The sequence below is a fragment of the Desulfosporomusa polytropa genome (genome assembly GCF_055380075.1).
The window spans coordinates 2,450,001-2,467,628 of record NZ_AP042400.1 but is presented as its reverse complement, the minus strand read 5'-3'; the positions used below and the strand labels follow the sequence as shown (position 1 = coordinate 2,467,628).

Genomic DNA, 17,628 nt, shown 5'->3' with positions numbered 1-17,628 from the left:
TTGTAGGAAGGAATCGTGGTTTTTTAGTATTACTAGTATCTGACTTAAAAATACAAATTAGTGCAGGATATTTTATAGTTTAGCAGAATCTAGAAGAGTTGTTTGTTTTTTTGATATTATCCATGTGGGGGGACACTATGAAACAAGTATTGGTGCTGGTTTGGATTATGATGATGCTGGGAAGTTTTGGAAGTGGAGCTACGGTTGCCGCCTTTGGGCCTAATAATCTAAATGTCGATTATCTGCCAGAGTTGGACGTGAAAACTAGTTCAACAGGTGGGAAGCTGCTATTCTCTGATAGTCCGGAGATGGTTGTGAATGATGGTATTTTGTATCAGGACAAGGTAGAAGGGAAGGTGCGTCTCTTCTTTTATCACGTCAACGCATCAAGTGACGTTAAAAAGATGGCAATACTATTAGAAAATAAGGGGAATAAAACAGCACATGTTACTGTCAGCCAAGCTGCTCTTGGTGGACCGGGATATAACTGGATGGCGGTGGGGAAAGAAACCCAGGCCCAGTATTTTTCTAAAAGTAAAAGCGCTTCTTACCAGATAAATATTCAACCAGGTGGCGTGATGCCTTTGGCGGCAAGCATTGAGTCTATGATGATGCCGAATATGCTGATTAATGGTATTTATGATTTTTCGGTCGATACCCCGATTACTGTTAAGGTTATAATGTTGCCGGTGAATGAAGATAGTATAAAATTTTCCAAAAACTTAAAGATATTACCGGCAGATCAATGTCATTTACGGGGTACCTTTGAGGGACCAAACCGCGAAATTTCTCCTGTTGATGTCTATGACCCTAGTAGTGATGGAGCAAGAGGCATCACATTAGCTGACAATCGAGTGGATGCTTATTTGCGGGGAATTGATGCTACCGATGGTAGTGCAGTTGTTAATTATGGAAACTATGGTGTTGTCTATCAAGTTTTACTTCCTTCTAAAAAAGGCAGTAGAATGGCATGTTATCTGGTGCCAATGGGTGGGAACTATGCCGGTGCGATACAGATAAACCATCCGGCGGTATACTGGAGCCCGCTGGCAACACCACGTGATAGGCTGTATTTCGGGGGGAATAAACAGCAAGATTTTGCTTTCTTAGGTACTTTTGAAAGCGGTGATCCGCTGTCGTTCACCTTCAGTCCGCCAGGTGCATCGAATTTACCGGTAAAGATTATTGTTGTGCCACAGTAAGGTTTATCCGATGACCAAGTTCTCTAAGACTCCCGCTTCTACCTGTGCCTGTCAGGGGGCAAGCGGGAGTTCGAGATTCAAAAAGAGGCTATGCTGAAAATGTTCCAGCATAGCCTCTTTTTCTTGGTTTACTATAGCACAAAAACTGTTATAGTTTTGCGGCCAAATCTAAAGGCTTCATTGCGAGTTTCATAAGCTAAATCAATAGTAGCACCCTTAATGGCGCTGCCAATGTCGTCTGCAATGGCGTAGCCATAGCCCTCTATGTACAAGCGGGTTCCCAGGGGAACTACTTTGGGATCAACTGCGACAAGTCCCTTGCGCAATAGGTGTTCACGCTTAGTTAAATTGCCACAACCTGGATCCTGAGAAGTATAGGCAGTTGCCTTCATAACAAGTTTTTTGCGATAGTTCTTTGGCTCTATTTTGGCTTCTTCTGTCAGGACGCCAATTAATTTTTGATCATACTTGCCAGTCTGTTTCAATTTCCAGGTTTTTTGTGCTAGGGTAATGGCTTCTTTAGTAGAAACATCTAACACGCCAGTCATTGAACCAGGATAGAAGCCTGTGTTAGCTAGCAGTTGTTGTAAGTGTTTTATTTTCGGATCACCGATCCTTACAGGGGGTGCAGAATGTTGCTTAACCGGTACTTTTGCCGCTGTACGCGATGGTGGCAGACTAGTGGATTTTTTCGCGGGTGCGGCCTCTGTTACGGTACAAAGCAAAAATAAATGAATAACAAGCAAAGGAATAATCCAAACAGATTGTTTTCTCCACATTCGTCGATTCCACCGCCATAATAGGCCACAAAAAAAGGTGGCTTGATTAATTCTTTCAACAGAATTCTAACATACGAATTGGTAATTAGTATAGTCTTTAGGAAAAAAATTTTTTGTTTTATCATTCAGCATTATTTTTGGAATGGAGGATATTTCTTTTTGGTGGTAGAAAAAGATAAAATTAGAATAAAATTTTTAATTTCCTAGGTTTATCAGAAAAGGAGCGATTAGATGAGTAGAATAAAATTTTCGTCAAAAATAATAATGGTTTGTCTAATGACGATGCTATTGTCTGTTTGCAGTGTCGGTAATGCTATGGCGACAATAAATGACGATCACAAGGAACTTGTGGTTAAGGCCTATGAGAATTTGCTTGCACTTAAAAGTTACCATATGACATTGGAAACTACCGGTTCCATGTCTTTCCTAGGTCAAACCATGAACATGGTTATGAACGGTGAATGTGATGCGCAAGTAAAACCGATGGTGGCCAAAAATGTTATGACCATTACTGTAGGTGATGCTGCTTCTAAAAATGAGCAAAAGATTGTGCAATATATCGAAGAAGCTAAAGGGCAATTTGCGATATACTCCAATACGAATGGTCATTGGGAGAAACAGTCTATACCCCATTATAACCCGCTTGATGAATATACTAACTATTCCAAAGCCATTACTAGCGTGATTCCAGTCGAGGAGACTGCTGATGTTGCGGTCTTTGCGGTTACCATGGATGGAAGTTATTTAAAGGACAATTTTGAACAGGCTATGAATTCTACCAATATGAAAAAAGTAAGCTTCGCCGATGAACTTTTTAAGAATTTAGGTGATTTTACATACAAGGTGACGATTAACAAAGAAACGGCTACTATTGTCAAAAGTGATATGGATATGTCGGGAATTTTAGCTGCGATTGGTAATAATATTGCTAATGATAAGGCGGTACCTGCCGAACAAAAGTCGATTATTCAGGGAGTATTTAGCAATATTAGGCTGTCTACTACTGTGGTCTTTTCTAAATTTAATAGTATAGATAAGATTGTTATTCCAAATGAAGTTAGAGTGAATAGTTTGCCCACCAAGCTTATCTAATGGTGTTTGATTTTGTTAACTCAGATGTGCCGATTTGGCTGGTATTGTATGGTATTTGGAGCCTAGTTGCATTTTTAATCGTTGGGGCTGATAAGCATTTTGCTCGAAAAGGAGCAAGAAGGGTTCGCGAGAGAACATTCTTCGGGATAGCAGTATTGTTCGGGGCGGCAGGTGTACTTCTGGGAATGTATGTTTATCGTCATAAAACCTTGCATAAGAGTTTTGTCATAGGCATACCTATGCTGCTATTGCTCAATTTGTTTTGCTTTTATACTTTGTGGAAATAAGGAGGCGTGAGTCGAGTTTCTTGGAGTAAGAATCAAATTAAGAATTAGAATAGCAGAAAGTAAAATGGTAAGCAGCCTTTCAGGGCTGTTTGCATTTTTTTTGAGAATTCAACCCAATATTCTACAAAAAACAACAAAGTTGGTGGTTTGCTGCTAGAATGAGTGGTATAATTTACAAATAGCAAGTGTAAACATAAAGGGGGGACTGATTCCATGGGGAATCAGGAAATCAATGAATGTAACATTAGCAAAAAAAATGATAGCGTATTTTTTATTAGTTATTTTAGTTGCAGGTGCCGGGTTTATGTATACTATTCAATTAAGTGGTGAATCTGAGCAGCAGATTACTGGTTTAGGCAATCAAGATATTCCCCAATTGGAGAAGGTGAACGAGATTGCTTTTAATGCCATGGCAAAAACTGCCAATGCCCGAGCTTATTTTATATATGGGGACAATCATTATCTTGCCGAATTTAAGCGAGTGACAGAAGCAAATAGCAAACTAGAAGAAGAAATGATCAGCCAGGCTCGTACCGATGCGGCACGGCGTCTGCTAACCGAAGTTAAAACCTTGGATGATAAGTATTCCAAGGTGGCTGAGACAAAGGTCATAGCCTTTGTCCAGCAGGGAAATAAAGAGGCCGCAATGCAGGGGCTTGTTAACGAATTAGCTCCCGCAGCCAATGAACTTCTTGCTAAGATTAATGAGGCAGAAAAAGTTCAAAAAGACAGCATTGATCAAGCCGTTACGGCTACAGTGAATAATGCCAAGCATACCAAATTAGTGGCAATAACAGCTGCAGGTCTGGCAATCCTAGTGGGGATGATTATTGGTGTGCTGGCTGCCCGCAAGATTACTAGACCAATACACGAGTTGCGGGATTTGATGGAGGAGGCTAGTAACGGTAATATGACAGTAACCGCGGTTGTAAGGTCGCAGGATGAAACTGGACAGTTATGCCACTCCTTTAACACTATGATGGCCGCTCAACTTGATGTCATTAAGGCGGTGAAAAGCAGCACAGTTGAATTGGCGGCGGCATCAGAGGAAATGGCAGCATCAGCAACTGAGGTCTCGTCGGCGTCAGCAAGCATTGCACAAGAGGTTCAGGATGTAGCGCAATCCATGGAAGATGCTTCTGCTTCCAGTACAGATACGGCTCAAATTTTAATACAGCTGTCATCTCTTATCCAAATTGCTAAAGATAAAGCAGCATCTGCTACCATCAATTCCCAGGTCACGGTGGAAGCGGCCAGAGGTGGTAAGGCTGTTGTTACCGAAGTAAAGAACAGTATGGACACTATTCATACTAAGACGAGGGAAGCAGAAAAAGTAATTACGCTTTTAAACGAATACTCCCAGCGTATTGGAATTATTAGTGAAACTATTACTGGCATTGCCAAGCAAACCAATCTTTTAGCGCTCAACGCTGCGATTGAAGCTGCCCGGGCCGGTGAAACAGGCCGAGGATTTGCTGTTGTAGCCGATGAGGTCAGAAAACTGGCTGAGCAATCCAATACGGAAGCAGATAATATTACCCAGCTGATTAGTAAGATTATCGAGAACACAGATAGCGCGGTAATGGCGATGAAACATAGTCTGACTGAGGTGGAAATAGGCGTTCAGTCGGTGGATAAAGCAGATAAGTCACTTGAGAATATATTAACAGCTGTTGCCGAAACAGTAAGTGATATCGATGGAATTGCTAAGGTTACCGATGATGAAATTGCCTCATCTGATAAAATTGTCAAATTGATTGAGGTTGTGGCTGAAGACATTGAACGAACCGAGCGGGATGCTCAACAGGTTTCAGCCGCTACGGAAGAAACTAGCGCAACCATTGAAACAATCGCAGCAAGCTCTGAACAGACCAGCGCTATGGCGCAAAATTTACAAAACTTGATTAACAAATTCAAAGTATAATGTAGTGCGGCAGGAGGCTGAAAAAATGGAACATTTGCTTACAATTAATGGCAATAAGGCGAGCGTGTCATTAGAGGGAAAAATATATGCACATGATGCGGGAATAATCCGCGATGAACTTCTAGCAGCAATTGAGCGGGGGGTTAACACTATTAACATGGATCTTTCGCGGCTCGAATATATTGATAGTTCTGGCTTAGGTGTATTAGTAACTATTCATAAACATACCCTGGATAAGAATGGTAAGCTTGTGCTGACTGGTGTTCATGGGATGGCGGCCGAGATATTAAAACGGACAAGGCTTGATAAGGTTTTTCATATTGATTAGAATTAATTGCCAACACACCACCTACCTGCAAAAGTCTTAACACGCTGTATATAGTTGATGTAGGGAGCGAATATGCTGTGATAAGTAATCGATTAGCACAGATGCAATTATTATTGGATAATATGCCAAGTATGGCTTGGATGAAAGATATGAATGGACGCTATCTGGTAATTAACAGACTTTTTGAGGATTTTGGCATTAGAAAAGGCATTAAAATAATAGGAAAAAAGGATGTTGATATTTTCCCGGAAAATATGTTGCGTCAGTTTTATGAAATGGAAAGCAAGGTAGTTGAGTCAAAATCACCACAAAGTGCTGATCAACTTTATGAAACTAAAACAGGCAGCGCCTGGTATGATACGTATATTGTGCCAGTAGTGGGGGTGGACGGCGAGGTTAGTGGCACAATTGGTTTTGCCCGGAGAATATCGCGCAGGAAAAATCTCGAAATCGAACTAAATCGGCAAAAAGAATTTTTGAAAACCATGATTGATACCATCCCTGATTTTATCTTTTATAAAGATGTGAATAGCAACTTATTAGGATGTAATAAGGCAGCTTTGCATCAGCTTTACGGAGTAGCTGAGGAAAAAGAAGCTGTTGGCAAAACTATTTTGGATATTGTTAAAGATCTGAATTTTGCGCAAGGCTGCTTAACACATGATTGGGAGGTACTAGCAACCGGCAGAATGGCCAAAGACGAAGAAAAAATGGTTTTGGTTGATGGAACTGTAAGTGATTTTGAAACCATAAAAAGCCCTTTTTTTGATAATAATGGCAAGATTGCTGGGCTTCTAGGAATTTCTCGCGACATTACCGCCCGGAAAAGGCTTGAGCGGCAATTAAAGGAAAGCCAGGAGAGATATGCTGCCATTATTAATAATGCTCCGGAAATTGTACTAATTTATCATAAGGGGATTATAAAATTTATCAATGATGTTGGTGCGAAGGCATTTGGATATGAGCGCAGTTCAATTATTGGCAGTCAGATAAAGTCATATCTTACGAAAGCATCATTGACACGTGTCAAACAAAGTGTGATAAATATTTCCAGAGGAGAACAACCTGCTGCTTATGACATAGAGTTTATCAACAAATCAGGGGAAATTCGCAATGGTCTTATTAGAACCGCGAAAATAACGCTAGGTGGTCAACCGGCCCAACTAGTGGTTTTAATTGATGTGACAGATAAGAAAAGAATTGAGGCCAAGCTATGGGAAAGTGAAGAACGGTTCCGACGGGTTGCGGAAAACATCAATGAGGTTCTCATGATCATGGAGGAAGAAAAAATTCTATATATCAGTCCTGCGTTTGAAAGGATAACAGGGCATTCGATTCAGAACTGCTTAGAAAATCCCCAGTTAATCCTAGAGATAATTATTTATCCAGATGATCGTGAAAGAGTACGGTGCAATCTTATCCAAAGCAGACAGTGTATGGATGAAACAAGTGATGAGTTTCGATTTTTACGGGCAGACGGTGATGTACGTTGGGCTTGGCTGCGATCCTACCCTATTCATACTGGTGTAGACAGCAATAAACAGCGAGCCGTTACGCTTGTTGATATCACTGACAGGAAATGTATTGAGGAGCAGCTTCATCAGCGAGATGAGCAAACCCAGCGCGAACTCGCGCTGGCAGCACGGGTGCAAGCTGATTCGCTGCCGGCACCATTCAGTTGTGCCAAGGTACGGGTTAAGCAGATTTTTTTGCCGTATAATACTGTCAGTGGTGATTTAATAAACTATCGGTGGTTTGACAATCAGCAAAAACTGCGCGGATACCTTGTTGACGTGAGTGGCCATGGTATGGCTACCGCATTGCAGACGGCTACGGTGAAGATGTTGTTAGATGATCGATTGCTTGGCGGCAAGGAGATTGATGAAGAGGATTTCCAGCAGATAAATAAGAGTATGCTGCTATACTTGTATGAAGAATCGTTTGCGGGGCTCATGTACTTTGAATTTGACTTTACCTCCTACTTACTTAAGGTTATAACTGGCGGGATACATTTTTTTTTGGCAGCAAAACCGGCTAAGTGTGAACTCGTGCCTGTATTTAGTGGTTACCTGGGAATGTTTGATAAGGCCGAAGTACAAACTAAGGTAATGTCTTTTCAACCAGGTGAAGTATATTGTATGATGAGTGATGGTGCCTCTGATTTGCTCGAAATATTCGGAGTAAGTAGACAGAAAAATTTTGGTGAATATATAAGCTGGTTTAAAGAGATAGCTTGTAAGCCGGAACTGACTGATGACTATTCTGTTGTTTGTATCGAAATAGTGGAAAAAAACACTAACACAAGCATATGCGGCATCGAAAGCCCGACCGACCTTGCCAAAGCGCAAGTCATGATAGCTGAGTTCCTTGAGGAAAATGCGCCGGCATGCGCGAGTACGGTCCTGTTCGAGGTTGCTATTAATGAAGCTGTTAACAATGGGATAGTATCAGGTGACCGCGTTCAAGTGAAAATGAAGCGGGCAGGCAGCAGAATAGTTGTAAGAGTAAAAGATAACGGTACAGGTTTTAGCACTAAACAGATAAACACCCGTGGCGCAAAGGACATGGACAAGGAGTTTGATCAAGTGGGCTTGTCAGAGCGAGGCCGGGGGGTTATGATGATGCAAATGTTTTGTGATCAAATAATCTACAATACTCAAGGCAGCGAAGTACTGTTGATGAAAAATTTTAGTAAAGCAATCAAATAAGTTAAGTGACAAAAAAAGAGCAAGACCAGGGATGCTCAATCCCGTAATCTTGCTCTTTTGGCTATAAAATAAGGAAACTCCCTTGCTAACCGCAAGAGAGTTTGAATCCTAGTAACGTCTGTTGTTTTGTTGGCTAAAGCAGTCTCTGCAATAAACAGGACGATCGCTGCTTGGACGGAAAGGTACTTGGGTTTGGCAACCACAAGCAGCACAGGTAACGTCATGCATTTCGCGTTGTTGGAAGTTAGAGCTGCGACCACCACCAAAACCACCACGGTTTTGTTGTTTACGAGCTGCGCGGCAATCCGGGCAACGACCAGGTTCGTTAGTGAACCCTTTTTCTGCAAAAAAATCTTGTTCTGAAGCTGAGAATACGAACTCAGCACCGCAATCGCGGCATGATAATGTTTTGTCTTCGGCCATGTTATATGACCTCCTCATAAAGATTACCCTGCTCTTAGCTTTAGAAGATTTACTCATTGGGCTTCTCTAAATGAGAAGGACTAATGGAAAATTCCTCGGGCCTATAGGGGCAATTTTTATTATACTAGCAAATTAGGGAAAAGTAAAGGATTTAATATAAAATAATTATGTTTAAAGATAGTTTAAAAATAGTGGTTCATTGAATATATTAGAATGAATGACAAAGGAGGGGCTGGAATGGCCAAGATATGTCTTGATCCCGGCCATGCGGGCGGGAGTACTGATCCCGGTGCAGTCAATGGCAAAACAGGGTTACAGGAGGCGACGGTAAATTTAGCTATTGCTAGTCAGGTGAAAAAATATTTGGTAGCTGTTGGCTATCAGGTGCTGATGACTAGAACAGAGGAAGAGCAGGTAGAGACTGATAGTTTGGAATATCGCTGTGAATTGGCTAATAATTGGGGCGCTGATCTGGTAGTTTCGCTTCATTGTAATTCAGCGGCCAGTAAACAAGCCAATGGAGTTGAGATTTATACAACTGCAGGAGAAACAGCCGGAGATCGTTTAGCTACTTGCATCATTAACCAGGTAACAGCCACTTTTCCAGATCTACAGCTCAGGGCTGACTGGGACGATGGTGATCCGGACAAGGAAGAGAATTTCTATATATTGCGCTATACGGATGCACCAGCAGTGCTCTTAGAGATGGCCTTTATTTCTAATCCGGAGGAAGCTAAAAAACTGGCCGACGCAGCTTGGCAGACAGATATGGCGCGAGCGGTAGCGCGCGGAATTAGCGATTATTTTGTGTAAACTTATTTAACTGATAAAGGCCCTGCAATCGGGATTGCAGGGCCTTTATCAGTTCTCAAATTATTTTTAGAAAAATGTGCCTGTTACAAAAAAAGTGGCTCTGGCGGTAACAACTAACTGATTTGTACTGTTAAAAATGTCTGTTGTTGCAACCATAGTTCTACTACCATTGTGGATTAGTGTTCCAACAGCAGTGAGTGTTTCCTGGTAGGGGATATTTTGAATATAATTCAAATTCATATCAAGGGTGACCACTTTTTTGCCAGTAGTGGTACAGGCCATCCCCATGGCGGTATCGGCCAGGGAAGACAGCGCACCGCCGTGTGCTGAATTATAAAAGTTGGTATGTTCGTTTTTTACTGGCATGGATAAGGTTGCTTTGCCAACTTCCAATGTAACAATTTCCATTTGCAGTAACGTAACAAAAGGATTTTTAGAATAAAGGGTGTATAGCTGGTCTTTTAAAAGCGGTAGGTCTGTCATAGCTTGCCTCCTGAATGTAATGATATTATTGTACCACAAAGCTACAATAATGGTTCTGCTTAATTTGGTAGGATAATCCCTTTTTAGCGCGAAAACTGTATTTTAGGGAGGGAAGGAATATGGCAAACATCATTAAGGCGCTTTATAATCGCAATTACCGGATTTTTTTTACAGGTCAAGGATTGTCGGTTATTGGAACATGGATGCAAAATATCGCCTTAAGCTGGCTAAGTTATCGTCTTACTGACTCAGCGCTTATGTTGGGGTGGGTGGCTTTTATGGGCCAGATTCCAAACTTTGTGTTGGCACCCTTTGCTGGTGTGTGGCTTGATCGATTGGGGAAACGCAGGGTGCTTATTGTTACTCAGCTTCTGAGTCTGATTCAGGCATCACTTTTAGCTTGGCTTACTTTATACAACATGATTGGGATTGAACACATTTTGGGTTTAAGTCTGTTTTTGGGTTGTGTTAATGCTTTTGACGTGCCAGCACGTCATGCTATTTCGGTGGAAATGATGGACACCCAGGAAGAACGACAAAATGCTATTGCTTTAAATTCTGTTACTTATAATATGGCGAGACTGCTGGGACCATCGATAGCAGGTATTCTTATTCCCTTGATTGGTGAAGGCTATTGTTTTGGGCTTAACGTTATTAGCTACTGTATTTCGCTTGTATCGCTCGTTGCTTTACGAATGAAATTGGTAAGTAGCAAACAGTCTCATAACAATATGCTTGAGCATTTTAAAGAAGGTTATGCATATACCTTTAAGCAACTGCCACTACGCAACATCTTAGTATTGTTGGGAATTATTAGTCTGACTGCCATGCCCTATACAGTATTGTTGCCAGTGTTTGTTTCGAAAAATTTAGGTGCCAGTGCAGGGGCGCTGGGCTTTTTGATGGCGGTTTCTGGTTGTGGTTCGCTGTTGGCAGCTCTTGCTATTGCTGCCAGGTCAGAATTTCAGGGCTTAGAAAAATTATTGGTTGTTGCTGCCACTACTATCGGAATTGCGCTTATTGGATTTATGTTGTCTGCGAGCCTGTGGTTAGCTGCTGGACTGATGTTTATCCTTGGCATTGGGTTTTTGATCCAGGTTGTCGGCAGCAATACCTTATTGCAATGTATGGTGGATGATTCAATGCGAGGCAGGGTGATGAGTTTTTACACGATGATATTGATGGGAATTGGACCGATAGGGAGTTTACTTGCTGGCTTTTTGACAAACCAGATAGGTGTAGTTTATACATTGGCAGTAGGGGGCGTATGTTCGTTGGTGGGTGCTTTTTATTTTGGCTGGCATTTATCGGTTTTCCGTGTTCAAGCCTGTCCGATTTACGTCAAGTCAGGTAGCCTTTCTTCGCAGGATGAATGCCGGTTTTGAATAATTCAAGGTATTGTTATAAAAAAAATCCCAATACTATATTCGTAAGGGTTGATTTCATTCTGGATAAGACGGGGGAAATTCAATGAAAAAATTTGTTTGCACTGTTTGTGGGTATGTTCATCAAGGAGAAGAGCCTCCTGAGAAATGCCCGGTTTGTAAAGCCAACCATGATAAGTTTAAAGAAATGACAGGAGAGCTGGTGTGGGCAGATGAACACCGGATTGGGACTGCAAAAGATTTACCGGTAGAGATGCTAGATGGTTTACGGGCTAATTTTATGGGTGAATGTACGGAAGTAGGTATGTATCTGGCCATGTCACGTCAAGCAGACAGGCAAGGATATCCCGAGGTGGCAGAAGCCTATAAGCGGATTGCGTTTGAAGAAGCCGAGCATGCTGCAAAGTTTGCTGAACTCTTAGGCGAGGTTGTGGTAGCTGATACAAAAGCCAATCTAAGTGCAAGGGTCGAGGCCGAATATGGAGCTTGTGATGGCAAAAAGCAGTTGGCTGCATTAGCAAAACAGCACAATTTAGATGCTATCCATGATACCGTTCATGAAATGTGTAAGGATGAAGCTAGGCATGGGTGCGCCTTTAAGGGATTACTTGATAGATATTTCAAATAAAAGGGGATGGTAAAATGGCGAAGATTAGCTGTGAGGTAACTAAGTGTTCACATAATGATTCTGGTGTATGTTATGCTAATTGTGTTGATATAGTTGGCAATTCAGCTGTTGAGAAAAGTCATACTTGCTGTGGTTCCTTTTTGAACAAGCTCCATTATTCGGAGTTGACCAACAATGTACTGAGTTCTGGTTCTTGTGATTGTTTAAAATGTTCGGTTGAGACCTGCACATATAATGATAACAAACTTTGCAGTTTAGATACTATTCAGGTTGGTGGAGCCAGTGTCGACTATCACACGCAAACAGAGTGTGATAGCTTTAAACATAGAGATAGCTAATTGTAGCAGAATTGCGGAAGAACCTTGTAGGGGTGCTTAATCATTAATTTTTGGCTGATAAGTTAGAGGGTGTGATTTAGTTGAAACAATTATTACGGTATTTTGTGCAAGTACTTTCTCGGTACCAAGACCTGGCCTTACTTATGTTCCGTCTAGGTTTAGGGGGAATGTTTATGTGGCATGGCTGGCCTAAAATTATCGGTGGAACTGCAAAATGGGCAGGTCTCGGCAAGGCGATGGCGACTTTTGGGATTGATTTTGCCCCAGTTTTTTGGGGATTTATGTCCAGCTTCGCTGAGTTTGGTGGTGGTCTATTATTTGCGCTTGGTTTATTTTATCGTCCAGCCTGCTTACTTCTATTTAGCAATATGGTAGTAGCTTTTACCAGTCAAATGATTGGTGGTACAGGTCTGCAGAAAGCATCGCAGTCACTGGAGGATGGGATAAGCTTTTTCGGTGCGGCCTTTATTGGTCCAGGTAAATATAGTCTAGACCATTATATGAGAATTGAGGAACCTAGGGAAACGGTTCGAAAAATACGCTAATCAGAAAGTGATTTCTGTAAGTTTATTGAAAAAAGGAAGCTTGACAAAACACATCTGTACTGTTATATTATACTCAATATATTACTTTTGCCTGAAAAAATGCATAAGATAAAAGTAGTATTACAATTGAGAATGTAACTATCCAAAAGACTGTGAAGAGGAGAGTAGCCTTCAATTACAGCGCAGAGAGCCGGCAGTTGGTGAAAGCCCGGACTGGAGTTGAATCGTGAAGTACACCTCAGAGTTGCTAGCTGAAGGGTTCAAATAGTATAATTTTGAACTTGGTAGGCGTGGCCGGAACTTCCACCGTTATTGGGAAGAGGGTATCGGTAAGTTTGTGTCTTACTCGTACTCTGCAGAGGAGGAGTCGATAACCATGTTGGTTTAGTGGCTCTACGAGGGTGGTATCGCGGGAATATACTCCCGTCCCTTATTTAATTAAGGGACGGGAGTTTTTTATTCTATAGGTGTTAGTAGTATTGTAGCAAAAGTAGGAAGGGGATTAAAATGGAGACCTTAGTATTCACTCTGTTGCCAATTGTCGTTATTTTGGCTATGTTGATCATTTGGAAACAGGCAGCAGATGTAAGTGGCATTGTAGGATGGTTAGCGATTTCGGTAGTTGCTTATTTTGTATTTCAGACGAGTATTGAAGTACTACTACGTTCGACGGTTGCAGGTTTTATTAGATCATTTGCTGTCTCGCTTATTGTAGCGACATCCTTATTACAGATGGCTTTTATGGAACAAACAGGGGCGCTTAAGCGAATTATCATTTTTATCAAAACAATTGCCAGTGAGAACCGGGGAATTCAAATTATGCTGATTAATATTGGATTCGGTACCTTAATGGTATCAGTTGGTGCAACTCCGGTTTCGCTCTTGCCGCCGATACTTTTGGCGATGGGCTACTCAACTACTGTTGCTATTGCTTTGCCTGCAATAGGGTATGACTCTTTGTGTACCTATGCGCTCTTAGGTGCCCCCATTGTTGTGTTTGTCGATGTAGCCAACAGTTTTTTTGGTAAAGGAAACGAGATTAGTTTGGCACAGGCGGGAATGGCTTTTTACATGTTTTTGCCAGTAGTTTCTACCTTAATAGGACTGTGTATGCTTTGGATTGTAGGACAATGGAAAGGAATCAAAGAAGGCTTAATTCCTTGCTTGATTACAGGAATGATCATTGGCATCGTATCGTATTTCACTAATAAATATGATAATTTAGTCGTGCTTACAGGGGTGTTATGTGGCATTGCTGTCATTATAGGCATGGTAATGCTGCTGGTTTTATCAGGGAAAAATGTAATTGATAAGAGTAAACTAACTGCCGAGGAGATTGCGTATGAGCGTCAATATTCTTTGTGGCGCGCGCTAAGTCCCTGGATTATATTGATCGTTCTTATTCTAATTTTAAACATACCCCAAGACATTTTTAATTTCTTATATAGAACGCTAAAGTTACCGATTACTGGTATAACGGCTAATGGTAGTGCAATTGACACGCGAGCGTTGTGGAATGCTTATACATGGATATTGATCAGTACTATTATGTCAATACCATTTATTCGCCCCACAAGTCAACAGATAAAAAAGACTCTGAAAATCTGGTGGAAACGGGCTCCGAGACCGGTTTTTTCTGCGGCTATATTTTTTTCCATAGGTGAAATCATGAATATGTCCGGCTATAGTATGACCACAGGAAAGTTTGAAACTGCTAGTATGGTGAAAGTTTTGGCAGATTACTCTGCTATCTATTTTCATGATTCATATGGGGCTATCGTCGCGTTTATTGGGCTATTCGGCGGATTTATTACTGGTAGTGAAGCATCGACAATTGCTATGTTTGCTAAGTATACGATGACAACGGCGAAGAACCTTGACATGACGTTAATGGGGACGATTATTATTACAGCCGGGCTGGCTTTTGGGGGTGGTCTGGCAAGCGTGATTTCTCCAGCCAAACTACAAAATGCGGCGGCTTCTATTGATAAGTTAGGACAAGAAAACCAGATTATTCGTACTGCTTTCATATTTTCGTTGATTATAACGTTGATTACTTCGCTGTTTGTTTTACTGTTGTTAAAGATAGCTGTTTAATTCTTTAAAAATTAAATAGCGGGCCGAGCGATATTTAATAGTAACAATCCAGAATGGTCTAAACCTTCATAAAGGGGGTTAGACCATTTCCTTTTTGTACGGTAAGTTAAAGAAAACCGAAACACTTGGTTTGGATATAATTTGCATCAAATGACAGTTGACAATAATCAAAACAGCAGGTATAGTATTAACTCCAGGGGATGCGGGAATCGTGGAACTGCCAGACGTACAAGATTTAGATCTGGTGAGGCAACTCGTGAGGGTTCAAGTTCCTTCAGCTATACCGATTTATCCAAAAATTTGCAGTTGACATGATACAAGCAAAATGATATTCTATAAGAGTCGCTGTGAGCGGCGGAAATAACTGGGATGAATAATTTTATTGACATAACGAAAGATGAATGGTAAAATAAAATTCCGTCACAAACAGACGAAATATTCGGGCAATCATGTTTTATATGAAACGTCCGAAACTAGTGCATTCTATGCACAACAGTCTCGGGCAAGCATATCGTCCATGATACGCCCTCGACACTAGCACATTTATGTGCATCGTTCCCTGAAAACTGAACAATGTAAGTAATGCATCATAAAAGCCAGATGTGCGTGCGTACTACCAAAGTCATTGTGAGCGAAAGCGAAGCAATTTCACTTAGTAGTACAACCAAAAACAATTTCTTAATTGATTTATAGAGCCAACAAATGGCTTCAATAAAAACTTTATTGGAGAGTTTGATCCTGGCTCAGGACGAACGCTGGCGGCGTGCCTAACACATGCAAGTCGAACGGGGAGTTAGTAATAACTCCTAGTGGCGAACGGGTGAGTAACGCGTAGACAACCTGCCTCTAAATTGGGGACAACACCGCGAAAGTGGTGCTAATACCGAATGTGGTATCTTGATCGCATGATCGAGATAAGAAAGGTGGCCTCTATTTATAAGCTACCGATTAGAGATGGGTCTGCGTCTGATTAGCTAGTTGGTGAGGTAATGGCTCACCAAGGCGACGATCAGTAGCCGGTCTGAGAGGATGAACGGCCACACTGGGACTGAGACACGGCCCAGACTCCTACGGGAGGCAGCAGTGGGGAATCTTCCGCAATGGACGAAAGTCTGACGGAGCAACGCCGCGTGAGTGAAGAAGGTCTTCGGATTGTAAAGCTCTGTCGTTTGGGACGAACGTGGGATGTGTGAATAATGCATTCTAATGACGGTACCAAAGGAGGAAGCCACGGCTAACTACGTGCCAGCAGCCGCGGTAATACGTAGGTGGCAAGCGTTGTCCGGAATTATTGGGCGTAAAGGGCGTGTAGGTGGATAATTAAGTCGTGTGTCTAAGTGCGGGGCTCAACCCCGTATAGGCGCAGGAAACTGGATATCTTGAGTGCAGGAGAGGAAAGTGGAATTCCCAGTGTAGCGGTGAAATGCGTAGATATTGGGAGGAACACCAGTGGCGAAGGCGACTTTCTGGACTGTGTCTGACACTGAGGCGCGAAAGCTAGGGGAGCGAACGGGATTAGATACCCCGGTAGTCCTAGCCGTAAACGATGGGTACTAGGTGTAGAGGGTATCGACCCCCTCTGTGCCGCAAGCTAACGCAATAAGTACCCCGCCTGGGGAGTACGGCCGCAAGGTTGAAACTCAAAGGAATTGACGGGGGCCCGCACAAGCGGTGGAGTATGTGGTTTAATTCGACGCAACGCGAAGAACCTTACCAGGGCTTGACATTGAGTGAAAGACTAAGAGATTAGTTCCTATCTTCGGATACACAAAAACAGGTGGTGCATGGCTGTCGTCAGCTCGTGTCGTGAGATGTTGGGTTAAGTCCCGCAACGAGCGCAACCCTTATCCTTTGTTGCCAGCACATAATGGTGGGAACTCAAGGGAGACTGCCGTCGACAAGACGGAGGAAGGCGGGGATGACGTCAAGTCATCATGCCCCTTATGTCCTGGGCTACACACGTACTACAATGGGCTTAAACAAAGCGAAGCAAGACCGCGAGGTCAAGCAAAACGCATAAACAAGCTCTCAGTTCGGATCGGAGGCTGCAACTCGCCTCCGTGAAGTCGGAATCGCTAGTAATCGCAGGTCAGCATACTGCGGTGAATACGTTCCCGGGCCTTGTACACACCGCCCGTCACACCACGAAAGTTGACAACACCCGAAGCCGGTGGGGTAACCAGCAATGGAACTAGCCGTCTAAGGTGGGGCCGATGATTGGGGTGAAGTCGTAACAAGGTAGCCGTATCGGAAGGTGCGGCTGGATCACCTCCTTTCTAGGGAGAACCGTTCGGTGTAACAGCTGAACTAACTTCTAGGTCGGTACATCTTGGCAGATGACAACTCTTACATTGTTTAGTTTTGAGGGAATGCAAGTTACCAAAACTTACTTGTTGAAAAACACAAGTGACTATGGTAACATAAGTACTCCTGAAAACAAAATATCCAGTGACGATAGCTGTAGGGCTCCACCTGTTCCCATACCGAACACAGTAGTTAAGCCTACAAACGCCGAAGGTACTTGGTTGGAAACGGCCTGGGAGATTAGGAAGTTGCTGGTTTTGGAACGAAAGTTGCCAAAACTTACTTGTTGAAA

The 17,628-nt window shown here is 42.3% G+C and carries 15 protein-coding genes, 2 rRNA genes and 1 other annotated feature; of the genes, 14 read left to right on the top strand and 3 right to left on the bottom strand.

Translation table 11 applies throughout. From position 1 onward, the window contains the following. Positions 1-137 precede the first annotated feature (137 nt). On the top strand, positions 138-1,202 hold the full coding sequence (locus tag ACZ449_RS13490; RefSeq protein ID WP_464261490.1) for a hypothetical protein: 1,065 nt from the start codon (positions 138-140) through the stop codon (positions 1,200-1,202). A gap of 131 nt (positions 1,203-1,333) precedes the next feature. Here the strand turns inward: ACZ449_RS13490 and ACZ449_RS13485 are convergent, their stop codons facing one another. Continuing rightward, positions 1,334-1,981 (bottom strand): 3D domain-containing protein, encoded by a 648-nt coding sequence (locus tag ACZ449_RS13485; RefSeq protein ID WP_464261489.1) that lies wholly within the window; start codon positions 1,979-1,981, stop codon positions 1,334-1,336. Between the two features lie 231 nt (positions 1,982-2,212). Between ACZ449_RS13485 and ACZ449_RS13480 the strand changes: the two genes are divergently transcribed. The 5 genes from ACZ449_RS13480 (at position 2,213) to ACZ449_RS13460 (ending at position 8,320) form a co-directional block, all read left to right on the top strand. Beyond that, complete coding sequence (locus ACZ449_RS13480; RefSeq protein ID WP_464261488.1) at positions 2,213-3,073, top strand: DUF6612 family protein; 861 nt, start codon at positions 2,213-2,215, stop codon at positions 3,071-3,073. After that, on the top strand, positions 3,073-3,360 hold the full coding sequence (locus tag ACZ449_RS13475; RefSeq protein WP_464261487.1) for a DUF1294 domain-containing protein: 288 nt from the start codon (positions 3,073-3,075) through the stop codon (positions 3,358-3,360). The genes ACZ449_RS13480 and ACZ449_RS13475 overlap by 1 nt, the downstream gene beginning before the upstream one ends. Before the next feature lie 232 nt (positions 3,361-3,592). After that, a complete protein-coding gene (locus ACZ449_RS13470; RefSeq protein WP_464261486.1) occupies positions 3,593-5,284 on the top strand; it encodes a methyl-accepting chemotaxis protein in 1,692 nt (563 codons plus the stop codon). Between the two features lie 25 nt (positions 5,285-5,309). Then, positions 5,310-5,612 (top strand): STAS domain-containing protein, encoded by a 303-nt coding sequence (locus ACZ449_RS13465; RefSeq protein ID WP_464261485.1) that lies wholly within the window; start codon positions 5,310-5,312, stop codon positions 5,610-5,612. Between the two features lie 77 nt (positions 5,613-5,689). After that, positions 5,690-8,320 carry a PAS domain S-box protein gene (locus ACZ449_RS13460; RefSeq protein WP_464261484.1) on the top strand — a complete coding sequence of 877 codons (2,631 nt, stop codon included), beginning with the start codon at positions 5,690-5,692 and terminating at the stop codon, positions 8,318-8,320. A 108-nt stretch (positions 8,321-8,428) separates the two neighbouring features. On the opposite strand, the gene ACZ449_RS13455 is transcribed toward ACZ449_RS13460, so the two are convergent. Beyond that, entirely contained in the window at positions 8,429-8,743 is a 315-nt protein-coding gene (locus ACZ449_RS13455; RefSeq protein WP_464261483.1) for a zinc-ribbon domain containing protein, read from the bottom strand. 237 nt (positions 8,744-8,980) lie between these two features. On the opposite strand from ACZ449_RS13455, the gene ACZ449_RS13450 reads away from it, so the two are divergent. Further along, entirely contained in the window at positions 8,981-9,556 is a 576-nt protein-coding gene (locus tag ACZ449_RS13450) for an N-acetylmuramoyl-L-alanine amidase family protein (RefSeq protein WP_464261482.1), read from the top strand. Positions 9,557-9,622: 66 nt separating this feature from the next. Here the strand turns inward: ACZ449_RS13450 and ACZ449_RS13445 are convergent, their stop codons facing one another. After that, positions 9,623-10,039 (bottom strand): PaaI family thioesterase, encoded by a 417-nt coding sequence (locus tag ACZ449_RS13445; protein WP_464261481.1) that lies wholly within the window; start codon positions 10,037-10,039, stop codon positions 9,623-9,625. A 119-nt stretch (positions 10,040-10,158) separates the two neighbouring features. Between ACZ449_RS13445 and ACZ449_RS13440 the strand changes: the two genes are divergently transcribed. From ACZ449_RS13440 to rrf, 7 genes are all read left to right on the top strand, one after another. Beyond that, the gene (locus tag ACZ449_RS13440; protein ID WP_464261480.1) at positions 10,159-11,424 is read left to right on the top strand and encodes an MFS transporter; all 1,266 of its coding nucleotides are present in this window, start codon (positions 10,159-10,161) and stop codon (positions 11,422-11,424) included. Positions 11,425-11,509: 85 nt separating this feature from the next. Next, the gene (locus ACZ449_RS13435) at positions 11,510-12,052 is read left to right on the top strand and encodes an NADH peroxidase (RefSeq protein ID WP_464261479.1); all 543 of its coding nucleotides are present in this window, start codon (positions 11,510-11,512) and stop codon (positions 12,050-12,052) included. A 14-nt stretch (positions 12,053-12,066) separates the two neighbouring features. Further along, positions 12,067-12,390 (top strand): DUF1540 domain-containing protein, encoded by a 324-nt coding sequence (locus tag ACZ449_RS13430; protein WP_464261478.1) that lies wholly within the window; start codon positions 12,067-12,069, stop codon positions 12,388-12,390. Between the two features lie 143 nt (positions 12,391-12,533). Then, positions 12,534-12,935: a DoxX family protein gene (locus ACZ449_RS13425; RefSeq protein ID WP_464261869.1), complete on the top strand. Its 402-nt coding sequence runs from the start codon at positions 12,534-12,536 to the stop codon at positions 12,933-12,935. Positions 12,936-13,078: 143 nt separating this feature from the next. Then, positions 13,079-13,369: a binding site (T-box leader), on the top strand. A gap of 73 nt (positions 13,370-13,442) precedes the next feature. Next, positions 13,443-15,032 (top strand): L-lactate permease, encoded by a 1,590-nt coding sequence (locus tag ACZ449_RS13420; RefSeq protein ID WP_464261477.1) that lies wholly within the window; start codon positions 13,443-13,445, stop codon positions 15,030-15,032. Between the two features lie 720 nt (positions 15,033-15,752). Next, positions 15,753-17,308, top strand: a 16S ribosomal RNA gene (locus ACZ449_RS13415). Between the two features lie 168 nt (positions 17,309-17,476). Then, a 5S ribosomal RNA gene (gene rrf, locus ACZ449_RS13410) occupies positions 17,477-17,593 on the top strand. Positions 17,594-17,628 lie beyond the last annotated feature (35 nt).